This is a genomic window from Pseudoprimorskyibacter insulae (assembly GCF_900302505.1).
Lineage (GTDB): Bacteria > Pseudomonadota > Alphaproteobacteria > Rhodobacterales > Rhodobacteraceae > Pseudoprimorskyibacter > Pseudoprimorskyibacter insulae.
Genome location: NZ_OMOJ01000001.1, coordinates 672,707 through 691,443, shown reverse-complemented (window position 1 = coordinate 691,443; position 18,737 = coordinate 672,707). Strand labels below are relative to the sequence as shown.

The window sequence follows — 18,737 nt, the reverse complement described above, 5'->3', positions numbered from 1 at the left end:
CGGATTCTACGACTTGTTTCAATCCGCAAATATTTGTTTCATTAGGTGAAACACATGCCCGCAACGACCGTCAACGTTCTGGACCGCGCCGTATCGCTTTTGCAGGCGTTTTCGGTGTCCCAGCCGCGTATGTCCTTGGCGGAATTGTCCCGCGCCACTGGCTTGCATCGGTCCACGGCGCTGCGGCTGCTGGGAACCTTGGTTCAAGCAGGCTTGGTCCAGCGCGACCCCGGCACCGGGCACTATGCCTTGGGCTATGAAACCATCGCGTTGGCCGAAACCGCGCGGGCGGGCACCGGGCTGATGGATTTGGCCCGCCCTGTCATGCAAGACATCAGCGCTCAGTTGGATGAAACGGCGGTTCTGTCCGTGCGGTCGGGCGACCACCGCGTGGATCTGGATCAGGTCGTCGCCGCCCAGCCGATCCGGCGGGTGGTCAGCCTTGGCCAGCACAAGCTGCTGACTTTTGGCGCGCCGTCGCTGGCCTTGATCTGCCATGACACGCCCGATGCCTTGGCCGGGTTGTTGACCCGCCAGCAAGACGCGACGCTTGCCCGCCATCCCGATTTTTCCGCCGAAGCGCTGGCCTTGGATCTGGCGCAACTGCGCAGCGATGGGTTTTACGAACAACGCCGCCAATATGGGCCTGGCAGCTATTCCGGCTCGGTCGGCATCGCTGGCCCGGTGCGGGATCGCCACGGATCTGTCGCCTGCGCCTTTGGCGTGACCGCACCGGCCAGCCGCGTCACCCCCGACCTGCGGGACAGGATGATCGCCGCCGTTCTGGACGGCTGCCGCGCCATCAGCGCCCGGCTTGGCGGCACACAGCACGATGATTGAGGAAAGGCCAGACCATGCCCCAACCCCTTGAAGGCCTGCGCATTCTTGACTTCACCCATGTCGTTGCCGGCCCATTGGCCACGCATCTTTTGCGCCTGCTGGGCGCCGAGGTCATCAAGGTTGAATCCCCAAGCGGCGACCCATTGCGCAACTATTCCCTGATCCCGTCAGAACGCGGCATGGCCCCGGCCTTTGTCGGCATCAACAGCGGCAAGAAATCCGTGGTGCTGGACTTGAAAAGCGACGGCGGCCTTGCCCACGCCCAGCGCCTGATGGCCTCAAGCGACGTGGTGATCGAAAACTTCCGCCCCGGCGTGATGGATCGCCTTGGCCTTGGGTTTCAGGCCGCCAAGGCGCTGCGACCGGGGATCGTCTATTGTTCTGTCTCGGGGTTTGGACAGGACAGCCCCTTGCGCGACCATCCGGCAATTGACCAGATCGTACAAAGCCTGTCGGGCCTGATGAACGTGTCAGGCCATGAAGGCGACGACCCGATCCGCATTGGTATTCCTATCGTAGATACCTTCACCGGGGTGATGGCGGCTTTGGCGACCCTGTCGGCGCTGCTGCAACGCGAACGGTTTGGCGGCGACGGGCAGATGGTCGATGTGGCGATGCTGGATACGACGCTTGTGATGATGCTGTCGGTGGTCAATCCGTTCCTGCTCAACGGCACGCGCCATGTGCGCACGGGCAACGGCGGCTTTTCCCGCGCCCCCACCGCCGACACCTTTCCGACCGCCAAGGGACAAATCACCATAGGCGCCGTGCAGGAAAAACAGGTTCAGGCGCTATTACAAGCGCTGGGTCTGGGGGGCTTGACCAGTGACCCGCGCTTTGCGGATCGCGATGCGCGGCAGGCCAATTCGGACGCGCTGCAAACACAGTTGCGCGATGCCTTTGCCGCTCGCCCCGCTGCCGAATGGGGGCCTTTGCTGGCCGCCGCTGGCGTGCCTGCCGGAGAAGTGCTGCAATTTGAGGATGTTTTTGCCCGTGGCTGGACCCAAGCCCGCGATCTGACGCTGTCTATCCCGTTCGGCGATGGAGAGGCCGAGATTTTGAACGCCGGTTTCACATTTGCCCATGGCGGCCCCGGCCATGCCGAAGGCCCGCCCACACTGGGCCAGCATACGTCAGAAATTCTTGGAGATTGATGCGATTTTTGCGACAGTGATGCCGCAAAGCAAGACACTCGGAACAATCAAGAAACAACAAACCCCAGCCCAATTGGGCGCAAGACCCCCAATTTCCTAAAGTTTCGCGCGCAATCCTTTGCGAATGCCAACGCACCCAGATTTTTCCCCTGCCGGACAGCGGCTTTGGCCAAGATGGTTTACCTTACGTCGCGGGTGGCATGATCTATGCTTGGCGAATGGGTCAGAAACGTCTGACATACACCCAAAGAAACGTCTGACATACACCCAATTTGCAAGCTTATTGCCACATTACGACCGAAAAGACGTCGCAGGTTACCTTAGGGCCGGAAGACAGGCGAAATGCCCCGGCAAGGTCCAAGACCGACGAAATGGAAGGAGGAGACCATGGCTGTCGTTGCCACCAATTCCCCGCCCGAAGGGAATGTCCTGATTACCGGGACGCACACACAAAACGAAACCCTGACCGCCGATACCAGCGCTATTAGCGATGCCGACGGGCTGAACCCATTCGCCTATCAATGGATGCGAAACGGCGCGGCCATCTCGGGTGCCAATAGTGAAACCTATACCCTTGGATTGGCCGATGTCGGCAATATCGTATCGGTTCAGGTCACCTATACTGATGGGCTTGGCGTGGGCGAGGCGCTTTTGTCCGAACCCACCGGGCTTGTCAGCCTGTCCACCGACCAACAGCTTTGCGACCTGGATCTAGGGGATTTCTACGACGATTACCTTGCTGTCCACACCATGACCACGGCCAGCGTGGATGGTGCGCCCAGCTTTGTGACCGAAAATATCAGCTCGTTGACCGAACTTGACGGCTCTATCGCCGCGCCGCCTGCGTGGTCGGCCAGCGGCTTGAAAGAAGTCAACGATTTCGCGGACGCGATTCGCGCCATGGCGACGACAACCTTTGGCGTGATCCTGCACACCTTTGAGGCCGAAGCGAACGGCAACTTCGCCGGCACTGGCCACAGCTACACCGCCGCTGCCGGAACCACTCATAGTACGGCCACCGGCACGATGCCTGATGGCACCGCCGACGGCACGCTGATTGTCGACGGGCTGATGTCCATCCATCTGTTCAACACCGGGAACGCGATCAATTCAAACCCCGCTGCATGGGGCGATGATCCGGGCGTTGCAACCAATCCCGGCAATGACGCCGATCGCGGCTACAACAAGACCGGTGGCGGCAATCAGTACCTAGAGGTTCTGCCCGGTGAACAGACCAGCGGCGGCGTGATGATCTGCTTTGATCAGGGCACAAGCCCGCCGGTCTGGGGCTTTGGCCTGAACCTGATGGGGCGCGAAGCCACCAAGCGCGACGTCTATTTGGATATCCATTTCTCGGACGGCAGCATCTATCGCACCTTGACCGATGCCAACCCGCTGAACACCGGCGGCGAACAGTTCTATTCCTACGTGCTGGACCCGTCCGAGGCGAAAACCGTTGCGGCGATTGTTCTGTATGAACCCCGGTCGCCCGAACAAGGGCCAGAACTGCGCGATATCTTTTCAATCGACGATCTGGCACTGGTCGTTTCGGGCAAGCAGGCTCAATTGACTGTCGATGAATACCTGGACGCCGTAGCACACAACAACGCGCCGACAGGCGATATTCTGGTGCAGGGCGATCTGACCGTGGGCACGGTTCTAACCGCCGATGTCACCGCCCTGTCGGATGCCGATGGGATTGGCCTGCTCAACTATCAATGGCTGCGGGACGGAGAGGCGATCACCGGCGCGACGGGTCCGAGCTACACTCTTGTCCCCGAAGACATCGACACCGGGATCAGCGTCAAGATCAGCTATCGCGATGGCAATGACACAGATGAGGTCGTCTCAAGCGGCATTCGCGGGCCGGTGATCGGCAGCACCCCGACGGGCCAAGCCCTGAATGGCACAGATGGGCCGGACAAGCTGACCGGGACCGCGTTCAACGACACGCTTTATGGCCTTGATGGATCGGACACTCTGATCGGGCTGGACGGCGATGACATCATCTTTGGCGGCACGACCGAGGCCGACCTGCGCGATGTCGTCTATGGCGGCAACGGCAATGATTCCATCGACGGCGGCTATGGCAATGATGAACTGCGCGGCGATGCAGGCAATGACACGCTGGAGGGAGGATATGGCGCGGATACGGTGATCGGCGGCACAGGCGATGACGTCCTGACCGGGTCGGCTTGGTCCGACCTGATTTTCGGCGGCGATGGCAACGATTTCATCAATGGCGGCTTCGGATATGACCGTGTGAACGGCGGCGCAGGCGCGGATAAGTTTTTCCACTCCGGCAATGCTGGCCACGGGTCCGATTGGATTCAGGATTACAACGCCGCTGAGGGCGATTTGCTGTTCTACGGCGGTTCAGCCGTGAAAGAGAATTTCCTGGTTCAGCGCGCCACCACAGCCAGCGCAGGCGATTCCGCCACGCAGGAAGTGTTCATCACCCACAAGGTCACCGGCGTAATGCTCTGGGCACTTGTGGATGGTGGCGCGCAATCTCAGTTGAACGTCAAAGTTGGCGCCGACGTGTTCGACCTATTGGCCTAATGGCATTGGGCGGCTTTCGGGCCGCCCATCCTGACCGGCCGGGTCGGGTTCTTTCCAAGATACAAGGCTTACTGAATACACCCGATGCCGCAACCGGCGCCGAGGGCGGCAAGCTGCCTGTCAGGCGGCCTGCGCAATCGCGGCTTCCATCCGTACCCCGTCAGCGTCAAAGAAATGCATGTCCGCAAGATCGAAGCCGACCTGAAGGGTATCCCCGACAACATGCTGGTCCGGTCCGGTGGCGTGGAACAGCAAGGTCTGGCCCGAGGGCAGGTCGATGTGGATCAGCCGCTCAGCGCCAAGGTATTCAACCAGCCGGATCGTTCCCGTCGCCTGCACCTCGCCACCATCAAGGTGGATGGCTTCAGGGCGGACACAGATCGTAATGTCGCGCGCGGCGGTCGATAGCGCGGGCAATGTGAACGCCGGAAAATCTGCCATCTTGGCAAGGGGCGCAGTGGCGTCGCCGTCCACCATGGCGGGCAGCATATTGATCTTGGGCGACCCGAGAAAGCCCGCGACGAACAGGTTGGCGGGCCGCGTGTACAGCTCCTCAGGGGTTCCGACCTGCTCGATCTTGCCTGCCCGCAAAACAACGATGCGGCTGGCCAGAGTCATCGCTTCGACCTGATCGTGGGTGACGTAGATCATCGTCGTCTTGAGCCGCCGGTAAAGCGCCGCGAGTTCGACCCGCATTTGCACACGCAATTCGGCGTCAAGGTTGGACAGCGGTTCATCGAACAGGAACAGGCCCGGTTCGCGGACGATGCAGCGCCCGATCGCGACGCGCTGTTTCTGCCCCCCCGACAACTGACGCGGCTTGCGGTCCATCAAAGGTTCGATCTGCAAGATCCGCGCGGCCTCGTCGACGCGGCGGTTGATCTCGTCCTTGGACATCGACAGGTTTTGCAGGCCAAAGGCCAGGTTCTTACGCACGGACATGTGCGGATACAGCGCGTAGGATTGGAACACCATCGACAGGTTGCGTTTCGAGGCGGGCAGATCATTCACGATCCGATCGTCAATGGCGATGGTGCCGTCGGTGATCTCTTCGAGACCGGCGATCATCCGCAAAAGCGTGGATTTGCCACAGCCCGAGGGCCCGACCAGCACGAGGAATTCGCCGTCGCGGATATCGAGGTTCAGACCCTTGATGATATCAAGCGCACCATAGGATTTACCGACATTGCGGAGTGTCAGAGCAGACATGGAGACTTCCTTATTTCATACCAGAGGTGGCGATGCCGCGAATGATCAGCTTCTGGAAAGCGACGAAGAACAGCAGCACCGGCACAAGGGACAAGACGGACATCGCGAACATCTGGCCAAAGGCGGATTGCCCTTCCTGATCGACGAACAGACGCAGGGCAAGCGGCACGGTGTAGCTGTTGATGTCATTGAGATAAATCAGCGGGGCGAGGAAATCTTCCCAGACCCAGATCAACGAAAAGATGGCGGCAGTGCCCATGGCGGGCAGCGACAGCGGCAGGATGATCGCCCAGTAGATCTTAAACGGGGAACAACCGTCGATCATCGCGGCCTCGTCCAGCTCGCGCGGGATCTGGCGGAAGAACTGCACCATCAGAAAGATAAAGAACCCATCGGCGGCCAGGAACCGCGGCACGATCAGCGGCAGGTAGGTGTCGACCCACCCAAGGTTCAGGAACAGCACGTATTGCGGGATCAGGACCACATGATACGGCAGCATCATGGTCATCATCATCAACGCAAAGAAAAAGGTCCGGCCATTGAAGGTCAGCCGGGCGAAGGCATAAGCCGCAAACGAACACGATAGCAGGTTGCCGATGACCGACAGCACCGTGACGATGGCCGAATTCGCGTAGAACACGGTGAAGGACACCGGCAGCGCGTTCCAGCCTTCGGTGTAATTCGACCACTGGAATTGCGAGGGCCACAGACCAAGATCGCCAAAGATCTCGTTTTCCGGCTTCAACGAGGACGCAAACAGCCAGAGCAGCGGATAGAGCATCACAAAGGACAACAGCATCAGAAAGGCGTGTTTGAGCAGGCGCGCACGTTTCTCGCGGGCTTTCTGGCGCAGTCTGATTTCATGCGCCAGATCGGCCTCCGGGTCAGCGACCGTGGAACGATCAATCACGTTCGTTTTCATAGTGTACCCAGTATTTCGAGGTTGCAAAGGCCAGCGCCGTAAAGACGGCGATGATGATCAACAGCACCCACGCCAGCGCCGATGCGTAGCCCATCCGGAAGAACTTGAACGCTTCGTTAAAGAGATAGACCGTATAGAACAGCAGGCTGTCGGCGGGCGCCCCCGTTCCGTTCGAGATGATAAACGCCGAGGTGAAAGTCTTGAACGCCTCGATGGTTTGGAGCACGAGATTGAAGAACACCACCGGCGCGAGCATCGGCAAAGTGATCCGCCAAAACTGCCGCCACTTCGATGTGCCGTCGATTTCAGCCGCTTCATACAGGTCGCGGGGGATACCGCGCAGCCCGGCCAAGAAGATCAACATAGGCGATCCGAACTGCCACATCGCAAGGATGACAATCGTATAGAGCGAGGTGTCGGGATCGGTGATCCACCCCCTGCCCTCGATGCCGATCATCGCCAGCGCGCCGTTCACCACCCCGTCGACGCCAAACATTTCACGCCACAGCAGCGCGATCGCGATGGACGCGCCCAGCAGCGACGGCAGGTAAAAGATCGCGCGATACAGTCCGATAGTCCGAAGCCCCTTGTCGAGCAGCATCGCCACCCCCAGCGCCATGGCCAGCCGCAACGGGACCGAAAACGCCACAAAGGTGAACGTGACCTGCAACGCCTTCCAGAAGCGGCGGTCGTGTTCGAACATATATTGATAATTGCCCAGACCGTCCCAGACCGGGGGCGACACCATGTCGTATCGAGTAAAGCTCATGTAGAGCGAGGCAAGGATCGGTCCCAGGGCTAGGAACACAAAGCCCACCAGCCACGGCGACAGGAAAACGTATCCGGCAGCGTTTCTGCGTAAAAAGCGGAACATAAGGTGTGTTGCTTTCGTGCGTGTGGGCCGGCCCCTGTACGCAAACCCGCCGGGCGCGCACAGGGACCGGCCATCGGTCTTAGCGGTTGGCGCGGATCAGGATGCTTTCGGCGTCCTGAATGAACTGACCGGCGGCCTCATCGGCGGGCATATTGCCCAGCACAACGTCAGTTCCCGTGCGCATGAAGGCGTCGCGAACCTCGCCAGCCCCTTTGGGGGTAGCGTTCGGAACCGGCCCGACCTGATCCTGCACGCCGCCAAAGAACGCGACGACGTTCTTATCGACGTCCGACAAGGTCGGTTCGATCGCATCGCGGCCCATCTGACTGGGCGGAATGCCACGGTCGATGCCCAGCGACTTGAGTGCTTCTGGGTTGTTGATCCAGAAATCGATATAGGCGTTGGCCGCATCGATATCGCCCACGTCGCGCGTCATGCACAGGAACATCGACGGCAGCACATAATGGCCGTTGCCGGTTCCGGGGCGTTGCGGAACCCGCGCCGCGCCGACGGGATCGGTCATCAGGCTTTGAACTGCTCCAACTTGGTTGGCATAGCGGAAGGTCATCGCGGTCGTGCCCTTGGTGATGCCAAGGTCGGCCATGCCCTTATCGAGGATCACGGTCGCGTCCTTGCCTTCGACAAAGCCCGCATCGCGCAAACCGCCCCAGAATTCCCAATAGGACTGCACATCCTCTGCGGTCATTTCCAGCTTGCCGTCTTCGGAATACAGGTCACGCCCGGTCGAGCGCACCCAGACTTCGAAGTTCTCAAGATACAGCGACAGATCCTCGGATCCGGTCATCGCGCCACCGGATTTTTCGGTGATCGCGGCGCAGGCGGCGGCGAGGTCTTCGGTGGTCCAGGCCAGCGTATCCACGTCGATCCCGGCGTCCTCAAATGCCCGAATGTTGTAGGGGATCGCCTGCGTGGTAGAGCCGATATTGATGCCGTACAGCTTGCCGTCGATGGTGCCGACATCGTTTGCGCCCGCATCGTAGTTCGACAGGTCAATGCCATTGCCGACGAATTCGTCCAACGGTTTAATCGCGCCGCGGCCGACATATTCGTGAATGAACGTGTGCGCCATCTGGATCACGTCCGCCATGTTGCCGCCGGCGGTTTGCGTGGCCATCTTGGTCCAGTAATCGCCCCAGCCGATGGTTTCGCCTGACACCTTGATGCCGGGGTTGGCGCCTTGGAACAGGTCGATCACATTAAAGGTGTTCTTGTCTCGGGTTGGGTTGCCCCACCAGAAATGCCGGATCGAGCGATCCTGGGCAAACGCCGGGAATGCGGGCAGAATGGTGGCTGCCGTTGCGGTGCCCATCGACCCAAGAAATAGTCTACGCGTCAGTTTCATGTCAGTTCCTCCACTGTTGTTGATCGGGCCGGGACCGTCCTCCACGGTCGTGTCCGTCCCGTTTGGCTCCATCCGAATGGGTTCAGATGTAGGTTTGCAAAAATTCGCTAAGGCACAGCATCGCCATGGCCTGGCCGTAAGGCATCGACGTCCGTCGGATGTCGCGGTAAAAATCGAGATCGTCGCCCATGGCTGTGCCAAAAGAGACCTGCATCAGCTCGCCCTCGGGGCTGATGTTGTCGACAACACCTTTGACGGCACGTTCGGCCACATTCAGATACTCTGGCGGCAGATAGCGTTTGCGGACCGATTTCAGCAGGCCATACGCAAAACCAGCCGTGGCCGAGGCTTCTAGGTAGCTGTCAGGATCGTCCAAAAGCGTATGCCACAGCCCAGACGCATCCTGCGTCGCCTTCAACGCTGCCGCCTGCCGCGCCAACAGCGACAACAGATGCCGCCGCAGCGGATCACCTTCGGGCAGATCCAGCAGATCAATGAATTCCGGGATGGCGATGGTGATCCAGCTGTTGCCCCGCGCCCAAAGTGCCCGAGCGAAATTGTGGTTTCCGTCGAAGGTCCAGCCATGGAACCACAGCCCCGAGGTCGTATCTGCGAGGTACTGGGAATGGATCAGGAACTGGTACTTGGCTTCCTCGACGAATTCGGGACGGTTCAGGACAAGGCCGATCTTGGCCAAGGGCATCACGCTCATCATCAGCGTGTCGTCCCACATCTGTTGGTCGTTGACGTTGTTGTAGACGATGTGCTGCAACCCACCTTCGCGGGTGCGCGGCATCTCATACATCACCCAATCCGCCCAGCGTTCCAGATAGGTGCGCCAGATCGGGTTCGGATCGCGTTCGTACAGGCAGGCCAGCGTCAAAAACGGGGCCACGGTATTGATGTTCTTGGTCGGCGTCCCCTCGGCGAGGCGATCATCGAACCATGTGGTGATGATCTCCATCGCGCGGGCGTCGCCTGTGGTTTCCCAATACTTGAACAGCCCGTACAACCCGATGCCGTGCGTCCATTCCCACCCGGCCCAGCCTTTGGTGTCGATCACACGCCCATCATCGAGCCGCAGCAGAAAATCGCCGGTCGTATCGTCGATATTGATCAGATTGGTCGTAAGGCGGTCGATCAGTTCACGCACGTCGTCCCGGACTAGCAGGTGCTGTTTCTGGCGCAAGAGTGGATGCATCGCTGTGTCGAGACCTCTAAACGTGTTGACTTTTTCGGAACCTAATTCCATTTTTAAAGAAACCACAATCCATTCCGTCTGGCAACAGAGTTTTATGAGCGGCCAAATAGATAATTAATCACGTAATTTCAGTGTGTTGCTGAAATTTTTGATTGCTCTGTTGACAATCCCGCTCAAGAAAAGCGGAATGCGGTTCCGAAAAGAGAAGAATGCAAACCATGTCTGATTCGCCCGTCAAAACTGAAAACGCCGCAGCGGTCCTCAAGGTCTTTGCTGTCTTCGAGACGCTGACCGATGCGAAAACGGCCAGCCTGAGTGACATTGCGCAGGCTGCCATGACATCCAAAACGACGGCGCACAGGTTGCTGAATACCCTCGTGGACCTCGGTTATGCCGAGCAGGACGCCGACACAGAGAAATATTCGCTGACACTGAAATTGTTCAGCCTCGCCGCCCGATCTTTGAGTGGCCGCGCGGATCTGCTCAAAGTCGCGGATCGCGTCATGGGAAAACTGTCCCGCGCGACGGGCGAGTCGATCAACCTCGGGGTCATGGACAGCCGCGAGCAGAAAGTGACCTACATCCACAAGTTCGATTCATTTTACAGCCTGTCTATGCAATCCACCCTCGGTTTGCGAAACCCGCTGCACTCCACATCGCTCGGGAAGGCGCTCTTGGCATGGTGTGACGCTGAAGAGATCGGTGAAAGAACCAGCGCCATGGCCTTTGACCCCATCGCCCCGCGCACCATTACCGACCCGGCTGAGTTTCGCGCCCAGCTCGAAACCGTCCGGCAACAGGGCTACGCCGAAGAAATCGAAGAGAGCGAAGCAGGCGTGCGATGCATGGCAACGCCAATCCTTGATCACATGGGCAAATCCGTGGCCGCGATCAGCATCGCTTTTCCCATCTTCCGTTTCGACGAAGCCAAAAAGCCCGAATACATCGCCCTGCTGCGCGAGGCGGGACAAGAGGCCTCGGCCGCTCTTGGTTTTCAGGGCGCGATTGCCGGTGCGAGGATCGGCGACTCCCTCATGGATAGCAGTCACAAATCATGAAAACGCTCCTTTGTTACGGCGACTCCAACACACATGGGTCTTCGCCCATGACACCGGATGCGAACTGGTTTCGCTACGGTCCTGATGTGCGCTGGCCCGGTCGACTGGCAACCCTGTTGGGCGATGATTGGCATGTGATCGAAGACGGACTGCCGGGTCGAACAACCTGCCATGACAACCCTTTCGATGGGCCGCACAAGAACGGCCTCACACATCTTCCCGTGGCCCTCGAATGCCATGCGCCTATTGATCTGATCATCGTGATGCTTGGCACAAATGATCTAAAAGCCCATCTGGGCCTATCCGCGCTGGACATTTCGAAAGGTCTGCGCGCGTTGCTACAGCGGATTGCCCGTAGCCCTTCCGGGCCCTCTGGCGCACCGCCTTCGGTCCTCGTGGTTGCACCGGTGCCCATCGAAGAAACCGGCCCAAGCGCCGAAAGCCTGACAGGCGGGGCAGAAAAATCGCGTCGCCTGTCCAATCTGTTCGCCTCTGTCGCAGCAGAATTCGGCGCGGCGTTTTTTGATGCGGGCACTGTGGCAACCGTGTCGCCCATAGACGGGGTTCACCTGTCGCCGGACGCTCACCTCGCAATCGCCGAGGCCATGGCAAAGCAGATTGAGTCGACTTATTAAACCGCTTCGACGTGCTGCCATCTAGTCGGCTCTTTAGCTTCATGTCTGTGGCGGCAGGCGTGTGACAAAGTAGGATCCCAAGAAATACAATTTCACTGCGGTTCTAGCAGATGCGATCGCTTTTGGCGTGCACGCTGCAAGCCGCGCAGGCCGCGGACAGCGCATGGACATGGTGGTTCTGACCCACATCAAGGAGCAATCACGACTGAGCTTGGGCAGCTATGGCCGGCACCGGATGACCGAATAACTGAAGGAGAGCGCATCGATGAGCGGCAAAGGCAGCTGCTATGATGGCGCCGCTGTCGGTACATTCTTCAATACCGTCAAGGCAGAACTTATATGGCGGCGCACTTGGGAGACCCGTCGCTAGGCTGAAGCCGCCATTTTCCAATACATCAACGGCTTCTACAATCCGCGGCGACGGCACTCAGTATTGGGCTGGAAAAGCCCGGTCGCATTCGAACGGAAAGTGCCCAAATGAGCACTTGCGGCGGCACAAATACGTGACAGGTCCAATCCGGGTCATGCGGTCGAGCACGAGGTCCCGGCAGATCAGCGCCTGCTCGCTGCTGGTGTAGTCTTTGAATTGTGCCTCAAGCATCTCGCCCGACCCCGTTTGTTGGGCGATCGAAAGCGAGCCGATCACCGAACCGGGCAGGAAATGAGTTCGTTTGCCGGAGCTCAGAAAAGGAAAGAGCCGGATGACCAAGCGTCATCCGGCTCTTTTCCATTCCATGCGCAAATTGCTGTCGGGCTTGCGCGCCGAGCGCCGCGCCGCGAGTCACCCGAAGGCGCGACCTGCCCCCCGGCGAAACGCCGAGTCAAGAACTATAGCCGCCGAATGGCAATCCGTTGTTATTGCATTTATTTTTGGAATTTTTGGCTGGGGTGGTAGGATTCTGTGCTAAGCAATTGATATCTAACGGTTAAATAGCAAACATTAGGATATGGTGTCAAGTCGAAATCGCGCAAAATGCTTACGGCACCCCGCTTCGAGTTTCCGACCAAATTTGTGCACGCGGACGCAGTTCACCTCAAGCGCAACATGGTGTCGTGGTCCCGGGCGCTCTCTGGAGGCGACCGACCAAAGACCAGGCACAAATCCGGAATTCTGAGTGCCCCACCTCGCTCTCGTGCGCGTCGTGCAGCAGCTTGCCGATGCGCAGTCCAATTTCAGCACCCTTCCCTGCCCATGGAGTGCGGCAGCGCATCGCGCGGCCTGACCACTTGAGGTTTCACTGCCCAGCCCGCGGTTTGAAGAATGCCGTGATCTCGCGGGCTATGTCGGCATCGTGTCCGAGCCAGATATGTCCGCCCTCTGGCCAGATCGTCAGGGTCGCGTCGGGAATGCGATCGGCCAGGCGCCGGGCGGTATCGGCGGTCCCGAACAGGTCGTCGTCGCACGACAGGATCAGGGTTGGCACCGTGATGTCCTCGTAGGCGGTCGGGGACGGGGTGCCAGCCCAGAAACCGTCGGTCCGCAGGCCATCTGCCTTGCGGCTGATCGGCATCAGCCCATCGAGGATCAGTTCGGCGCGCTGTCTCTCCTCCGGCGCCACCCGGGAAAGAAGCGATGGGTCGGTTGCAAGCAACGTGCGGATCATCTGGCCTTTTGCAAGCTTCGAAAGCGACCAGAAGGCCAGGTTCGAGTTCAGCACCATATTCACCGCCATCTGCTGCACGGCGGTGAACTCCACCGGGTCGCGCCCTGTCAGGTTGGCGGCCGGCACCAGCAGGACGAGATGCGAACACCTGTCCGGGTGCCGCAGCGCAAATTCGGCTGCGGTCAATGCCCCCGCAGATCCCCCCATAACAAGCAGGCGCTGGATACCAAGGTGATCGAGAAGCGCCACCAGGACGTCGGCCTGATGCGCGGGAGAAGCATCGTCGGGGAAGGCGCTGCGCAGATACCCGAAACGCGACGGGGCGACGATCTGGAAGCCACTGTCGCGGAGCGCGCTGGCGAACAGCAGGCCCTGGTCGAAACCGCCACCGGTGCCGTGGATCATCATTACGGGCGGCCCATCACCCGCCACGGCGTATTCGATCGGCCCGGCTTCTGTCTCGATCAGGCTGCTGCGGCGGGAGATTTGCGCATTCGCCGCTGCCAGTGCGGTCCGGTAAGCACCAGTTACATAGGCGCCACCCGCCAGCATCAGGCCGCCCAATCCTGCGAGAAGGGCACGACGAGACATCATCCGGACACCTCTGTGACCGCACCCGCCCGTGTGAACATGGTGTCACGGTTCCACCAGACCACGACCAAGGCCACGACGCACAGTATCCACGTGTCCCATGGCTGTGCGTCTGGCCAGAACGGGTTGATGAGTTGCCAGTGAAACAGCATCGGCCACAACAAGCTGCCCCCCGTCCGGTTGAGGATCGGTGTCACCAATATGGCCAGCACTACGTTGCCCACGAAGAAGGGCATGAAGTCCCAGCCGCCAAACACTGTGCCTGCAAGAAAGAAAGCCGGAAGATGCCAGAAACCCCAGATCGCACCGATCAGCATCCCCGCCCAGATTGGCGCGACGTAGCGCTGCAAAAGCGGCTGCAAGACACCGCGCCATCCGAATTCTTCGATCGGACCAAGGAAAAGCATCATCACCATGATTGCGAAGACAGGGCCCGCGCCCTCGGGCGGAAGCGGCGCCAGCACCGGGCCGCCCTTAATCAGCGATCCCGCAACGAAAACCAATGGCAGGACGATCAGGACAAAGGCCACCCATCCCGCCGGCGCCCGCCACAGCAACAGCCGCGACAGGAAACGCCGCAGGCCCGTCACGCCGGTGTAGCCAAGGATGAGAGCAAAAGCCGCGATGGCGGGGGCCCATGTCGCCAGGAAGAATAGCGGGTGCGCGCCACTGATCTCTCCGAACCAGGCCAAAGCCCTCTCGGGTGCCAGCAGGTAGAACCCGACAATCCCCCAGGTGATCAGGAAGGTAATGGCCAGGAAGGTCGGAATTGCGCGTGACGGCATCGGGCCTCGCTCACTTTTCCAAATGGAAGAGGCGTCCCCGCCCCCGGAAATCATCGGCGTGCAGGGAATCGTTATCCGATTCGCAAAACGGCAGCAGTGATGTGCATCAATTGAGTTCGGCCCGGTGTTTTCTGGGCTTGGAATGTGATGCTCGGAATTGGCCCGTTCGCCTCATCCCAGATCGACGGGCCAGATTTCTTGCGCTGCACACCCGCAAGGCCGCCTGCGTCCCCTTGCTGTTTGCCATCAGCCCGTAGGCGAAGGTCATCTTTTGCCTGGACCTAAAAACTTCAGGCGGCGGGGTTTCCGCGGGCTTGCTTCCATATCGGTTACCAAGGCCGGGTGCCTTGGCAACCGATGCACCGACCACGCCGCTGCGTTCCAAAAAGGGTGCATTCATGCCGTCGGCATTGCCTCTGTGTCCGAAGACCGAGTTAAAAGACTTGCGGGCGCGCTTGCGGCGCACGGCATCCTGTTTGTGCATGGCATCCAGAACGGCATCCATGCCGTAGTCCGGAATCCAGGAAACTCACCCGTTCGCCTCTGCTCCGGCTGGCCCCAGGGCGCACAATACCTCGACCTGCGACCCGAAGAGGTGTGCCAGCTGCGTCGAGACCTGAAGTGCGGGAACATCGAGGCTCACCGGATCGTCCGGGGCAAAAAGCCCGCTCAGCGGCACAAGGATATTCCGGATGTCCATCGGGGATCTCTTTTCGTGCCGGATGTTGGTGTTCCTGACAAATATTTGTGGCTCTTGCGTGGTAGTGCAATGTGACTGAAGCTACGGGGCAGAATTGACTTTTCGAGCCGTTTCAGCGGTTCAGCGCCCGCGAGACGGCAAGGCGGGACCCAGCAAGGGGAGGACGGCTCATGACCATAGCACGCCTGAGTTTTCATGGGGCCGCAGGGGCTGTCACGGGGTCCTGCTTTCGGCTCGGCACCCCGGCGGGGGACATCCTGGTGGATTGTGGCATGTTCCAAGGCGCGAAGTCCGAAAAGGAGCTGAACTATCGCCCCTTTCCTTTCGAGCCCGCCGACATCACCGCAGTGGTCCTGACACATGCCCACATCGACCATTCGGGGCTGTTGCCGAAACTCGTTCGCGAAGGCTTCAAGGGGCCGGTCTACGCCACCCCGGCAACCTACGACCTGTGCGCAGTGATGCTTCCGGACAGTGCGCACATCCAGGAATTCGAGGTCGAGCAGTTCAACCGGCGGGCAGACCAGCGCGGCCGCCGGCGCGTCAACGCGATTTATGATTCCACTGACGTCAAGAAGACCCTGAAAGCGATGCGGAATCAGGACTTCGACACCTGGTTTCCCGTCGCGAAAGGGGTGCGTGCGCGTTTCTGGAATGCGGGACACATGCTTGGATCGGCCACGGTCGAAATCGAAATCGACCAGCCGGATGGAAAGCCGATGAGGCTTTGTTTTTCCGGCGACATCGGCCCGGATCACAAGCTTTTGCATGCCGATCCCGAAGGGCCGGCCGACATCGATTACCTGGTCTGCGAGGCGACCTATGGCGACACGGACCGCATGGACAAGAGTTCCGAGGAGCGGCGCCGGCAGCTGTGTGACGAAGTCCTCAAGGCAATGCATCCGAAAGGCGCCCTGATCATACCGTCCTTCGCGGTGGAGCGTGCACAAGAACTGATTTCGGACCTCGGGCAACTGATCGCGGAGGGCAGGTTGCCGCCTGTCCCCATCTACCTGGACAGCCCCCTTGCCATTCGTGCCACCGAGGTCTTCGCCCGTCACAGAGGCGAACTTGAAGGGGGGGCGACCCTGGCCCAAAGCCTGGAAGCGCACTGGCTGCATTTCAGCCAGACCGGCGAACAAAGTCGTTCGCTGGACCACAAGCGCGACTTCCACATCGTCATAGCAGCAAGCGGCATGTGCGAGGCGGGCCGCGTGCGCCACAGGCTCAGGAACTGGCTTTGGCGTGATGAGGCAACAGTCCTTTTGGTCGGATACCAGGCGACGGGAACGCTGGGCCAGCTGTTGCAGAGCGGCGTGCGAACCGTGCGCATCCAGGGCGACGAAATCGCAGTGCGTGCGCGCATCCGGTCGCTTGATCTTTATTCCGGCCATGCCGACGGGCCGGAACTTGCGGAATGGGTTGCCGCGCGCCAGCCAGTCTCCGGCGGCGTGTTCCTTGTGCATGGCGAGCCACCCGCGCTTGACGGGTTGGCCAGGCGCATTGAAACCATTGTTCCAAGGGACCGCCTGGTCATTCCACGGCTGGACGCGTCCTACGAACTGAAGGCGGATGGTCCGTCGCCCGTCGGCGATACGCCGAAGCCACGGCTTGATCCCGAGCGCGTTGCCCGAATGGACTGGCACAACGACGTGTCGCGGCTGTTCCTGGACCTGAACGATGCCCTCAGCGCCGCTGCCTCGGACAAGGAACGTGGCGTTCTCATCCGGCGATTGCGGCGCGCGATCGAAGACGAGGGGTCAGACACCAAGCGATAATCGATGGGCTCAGCGCCTATTCCCGCGCCGGACCGTCAGCCGGATCTGTTTCTCGATTTCGATGGTCGCAAAGAACACCACGCAGATGCCCAGCTTGATCACCCCGTCCGCCAAGGATACGGCAGCGGTGCCCATGACCTTTTGGGCCAGCGGAACGTAGGTCACGATGAACTGCGCCGGGACAATCACCGCAAGGCTGATCCAGACCGCCCTTATCCCGCGGATCGCCTGTCAGGACAGGGATGCGCCATACATGTTGCGGATGATGAACAGGTGGAAGATCTCCAGGATCAACAGCATGTTCATGCACATGGTCTGCGCCAGGGCCGGCGGTGAACCGCGCCGTGTCTGCCGGAGGCTGGTTGCGGTTAGTTACGCGGCCAAGTCTTCACTTGCCAGCGACGCGTAGAAGTCTGTCTCTGCCTCGGCTGGCGGGATGTTCCCGATGTGCTCGAGGAGACGGCGGTTGTTGAACCAGTCGACCCACCCAAGCGTCGCGTATTCGACTGCCTCGAAGCTGCGCCATGGGCCGGGCCGATGGATGACCTCCGCTTTGAATAGGCCGTTGATGGTTTCGGCCAAGGCATTGTCGTAGCTGTCGCCATCGCTGCCGACCGAAGGTTTGATTTCGGCTGCACCCAGCCTTGCGGTGTCGCCATGGTTCGAGCCCGCCAAGATCTCAATGAGGTCGAGGCCATCTTGCGATGCTGGATTGGTGCAACGAGCGACGAGCGGCCGTGCCGTATCTGGCAAAAAGTTCGGTTTTGCGGAAATCCCTGAGTCGACAAGCCGCCACCCGATGGTTTCAACGTGCACCACTGCGTCTGATGGCCGGAATAGAAGGAACCCCACTGGGCTCACCATATGGCTCAATATGGGCCATCCGGGACATTGGAAGCTCTGGACAATGGAGATCCCTATGATCGTTGCTCTTGTAAGAGAGATTGATAAAAAATATTGGGCGGGCGTCTATGCTGCTCCAACCATCGAAAGGTTGCGCGAAATCGTTGCGGAAGTCTCTCACCCATCGGAATGCGAGTATACCTGTTTGACTGACTTCGGGTTGATCGTAGACAATGTTGGAACTCCGCCGACAATACCCCTCGGGGAGGATGATGCCGAAGAAGGTGATTTTGTCCCCAGTGACGAGGATCTCTGGCTACACAGTGACCGCTTGAATTTCACGATGGCACCATCAATGAGCCTGAAGCCGAAAGTCGAGCGGCCTGGACTCGAATGGAGCCCGCTCGACCCAGACTTCAAGCACTTTCGGAGCGAACTCCGAGTGCAGCTGTCGTCCCATGAAGGGCGCTTGGATTGGCTGGAATACTTAGAGTTCATGGAAGCGCATGACGAAGACTTTCCAAAGCGTGCCGTAGAATTCCGCATTCTCGTCGATGCCATAAAAGACGCTCCGAATGCGACTGAGATCGCTCACGTATTTTTCGATCTATGAGATCA

General features: G+C 59.7%; 18 protein-coding genes and 2 pseudogenes. 8 read left to right on the top strand and 12 right to left on the bottom strand.

The window, feature by feature from the left end; translation table 11 throughout:
* Nucleotides 1–54: 54 nt before the first annotated feature.
* The 3 genes from PRI8871_RS03565 to PRI8871_RS03555 all read left to right on the top strand — a co-directional run bounded on the left by PRI8871_RS03565 (nt 55) and on the right by PRI8871_RS03555 (nt 4,556).
* On the top strand, nt 55–840 hold the full coding sequence (locus tag PRI8871_RS03565) for an IclR family transcriptional regulator (RefSeq protein ID WP_108884796.1): 786 nt from the start codon (nt 55–57) through the stop codon (nt 838–840).
* Nucleotides 841–854: 14 nt separating this feature from the next.
* Complete coding sequence (locus PRI8871_RS03560) at nt 855–1,994, top strand: CaiB/BaiF CoA transferase family protein (protein ID WP_108884795.1); 1,140 nt, start codon at nt 855–857, stop codon at nt 1,992–1,994.
* Between the two features lie 387 nt (nt 1,995–2,381).
* Nucleotides 2,382–4,556, top strand: a complete 2,175-nt coding sequence (locus tag PRI8871_RS03555) for a hypothetical protein (RefSeq protein WP_245897759.1) — start codon at nt 2,382–2,384, stop codon at nt 4,554–4,556.
* A gap of 120 nt (nt 4,557–4,676) precedes the next feature.
* Here the strand turns inward: PRI8871_RS03555 and PRI8871_RS03550 are convergent, their stop codons facing one another.
* From PRI8871_RS03550 to bglB, 5 genes are all read right to left on the bottom strand, one after another.
* Nucleotides 4,677–5,765, bottom strand: a complete 1,089-nt coding sequence (locus tag PRI8871_RS03550) for an ABC transporter ATP-binding protein (RefSeq protein WP_108884794.1) — start codon at nt 5,763–5,765, stop codon at nt 4,677–4,679.
* Nucleotides 5,766–5,775: 10 nt separating this feature from the next.
* A complete protein-coding gene (locus PRI8871_RS03545) occupies nt 5,776–6,675 on the bottom strand; it encodes a carbohydrate ABC transporter permease (protein ID WP_219928990.1) in 900 nt (299 codons plus the stop codon).
* Complete coding sequence (locus PRI8871_RS03540; RefSeq protein ID WP_108884792.1) at nt 6,668–7,561, bottom strand: carbohydrate ABC transporter permease; 894 nt, start codon at nt 7,559–7,561, stop codon at nt 6,668–6,670. The genes PRI8871_RS03545 and PRI8871_RS03540 overlap by 8 nt, the downstream gene beginning before the upstream one ends.
* Before the next feature lie 79 nt (nt 7,562–7,640).
* On the bottom strand, nt 7,641–8,924 hold the full coding sequence (locus tag PRI8871_RS03535) for an ABC transporter substrate-binding protein (protein WP_108884791.1): 1,284 nt from the start codon (nt 8,922–8,924) through the stop codon (nt 7,641–7,643).
* Between the two features lie 82 nt (nt 8,925–9,006).
* Complete coding sequence (bglB, locus tag PRI8871_RS03530; RefSeq protein ID WP_108884790.1) at nt 9,007–10,125, bottom strand: beta-galactosidase BglB; 1,119 nt, start codon at nt 10,123–10,125, stop codon at nt 9,007–9,009.
* A 218-nt stretch (nt 10,126–10,343) separates the two neighbouring features.
* Between bglB and PRI8871_RS03525 the strand changes: the two genes are divergently transcribed.
* From PRI8871_RS03525 to PRI8871_RS19755, 3 genes and pseudogenes are all read left to right on the top strand, one after another.
* A complete protein-coding gene (locus PRI8871_RS03525) occupies nt 10,344–11,183 on the top strand; it encodes an IclR family transcriptional regulator domain-containing protein (protein ID WP_181389358.1) in 840 nt (279 codons plus the stop codon).
* Nucleotides 11,180–11,818 (top strand): SGNH/GDSL hydrolase family protein, encoded by a 639-nt coding sequence (locus PRI8871_RS03520; RefSeq protein WP_108884788.1) that lies wholly within the window; start codon nt 11,180–11,182, stop codon nt 11,816–11,818. The genes PRI8871_RS03525 and PRI8871_RS03520 overlap by 4 nt, the downstream gene beginning before the upstream one ends.
* 262 nt (nt 11,819–12,080) lie before the next feature.
* Nucleotides 12,081–12,299, top strand: a pseudogene (locus PRI8871_RS19755) (IS3 family transposase); the annotation flags it as partial.
* Here PRI8871_RS19755 and PRI8871_RS03515 read toward each other — a convergent pair.
* The 5 genes from PRI8871_RS03515 to PRI8871_RS19750 form a co-directional block, all read right to left on the bottom strand.
* The gene (locus PRI8871_RS03515; RefSeq protein ID WP_108884787.1) at nt 12,246–12,527 is read right to left on the bottom strand and encodes a hypothetical protein; all 282 of its coding nucleotides are present in this window, start codon (nt 12,525–12,527) and stop codon (nt 12,246–12,248) included. The pseudogene PRI8871_RS19755 and the gene PRI8871_RS03515 overlap by 54 nt on opposite strands.
* A gap of 526 nt (nt 12,528–13,053) precedes the next feature.
* A complete protein-coding gene (locus PRI8871_RS03510; protein WP_108884786.1) occupies nt 13,054–14,016 on the bottom strand; it encodes an alpha/beta fold hydrolase in 963 nt (320 codons plus the stop codon).
* Nucleotides 14,013–14,798, bottom strand: coding sequence for a CPBP family intramembrane glutamic endopeptidase (locus tag PRI8871_RS03505; protein WP_108884785.1), 786 nt, complete (start codon nt 14,796–14,798; stop codon nt 14,013–14,015). Before PRI8871_RS03505 ends, PRI8871_RS03510 begins: the two co-directional genes overlap by 4 nt.
* A 106-nt stretch (nt 14,799–14,904) precedes the next feature.
* Nucleotides 14,905–15,303, bottom strand: a complete 399-nt coding sequence (locus PRI8871_RS03500; RefSeq protein WP_108884784.1) for a hypothetical protein — start codon at nt 15,301–15,303, stop codon at nt 14,905–14,907.
* 24 nt (nt 15,304–15,327) lie between these two features.
* Nucleotides 15,328–15,498: a hypothetical protein gene (locus PRI8871_RS19750; RefSeq protein ID WP_219928989.1), complete on the bottom strand. Its 171-nt coding sequence runs from the start codon at nt 15,496–15,498 to the stop codon at nt 15,328–15,330.
* Nucleotides 15,499–15,668: 170 nt separating this feature from the next.
* On the opposite strand from PRI8871_RS19750, the gene PRI8871_RS03495 reads away from it, so the two are divergent.
* Entirely contained in the window at nt 15,669–17,276 is a 1,608-nt protein-coding gene (locus tag PRI8871_RS03495) for an MBL fold metallo-hydrolase RNA specificity domain-containing protein (RefSeq protein WP_108884783.1), read from the top strand.
* 9 nt (nt 17,277–17,285) lie between these two features.
* On the opposite strand, the gene PRI8871_RS03490 is transcribed toward PRI8871_RS03495, so the two are convergent.
* Nucleotides 17,286–17,477 carry a hypothetical protein gene (locus tag PRI8871_RS03490; protein WP_281258608.1) on the bottom strand — a complete coding sequence of 64 codons (192 nt, stop codon included), beginning with the start codon at nt 17,475–17,477 and terminating at the stop codon, nt 17,286–17,288.
* A 171-nt stretch (nt 17,478–17,648) separates the two neighbouring features.
* Nucleotides 17,649–17,927 (bottom strand): annotated as a pseudogene (locus PRI8871_RS03485) (integrase core domain-containing protein); the annotation flags it as partial.
* Nucleotides 17,928–18,195: 268 nt separating this feature from the next.
* Here PRI8871_RS03485 and PRI8871_RS03480 point away from each other — a divergent pair.
* The gene (locus PRI8871_RS03480; protein WP_146188640.1) at nt 18,196–18,732 is read left to right on the top strand and encodes a hypothetical protein; all 537 of its coding nucleotides are present in this window, start codon (nt 18,196–18,198) and stop codon (nt 18,730–18,732) included.
* Nucleotides 18,733–18,737: the final 5 nt, after the last annotated feature.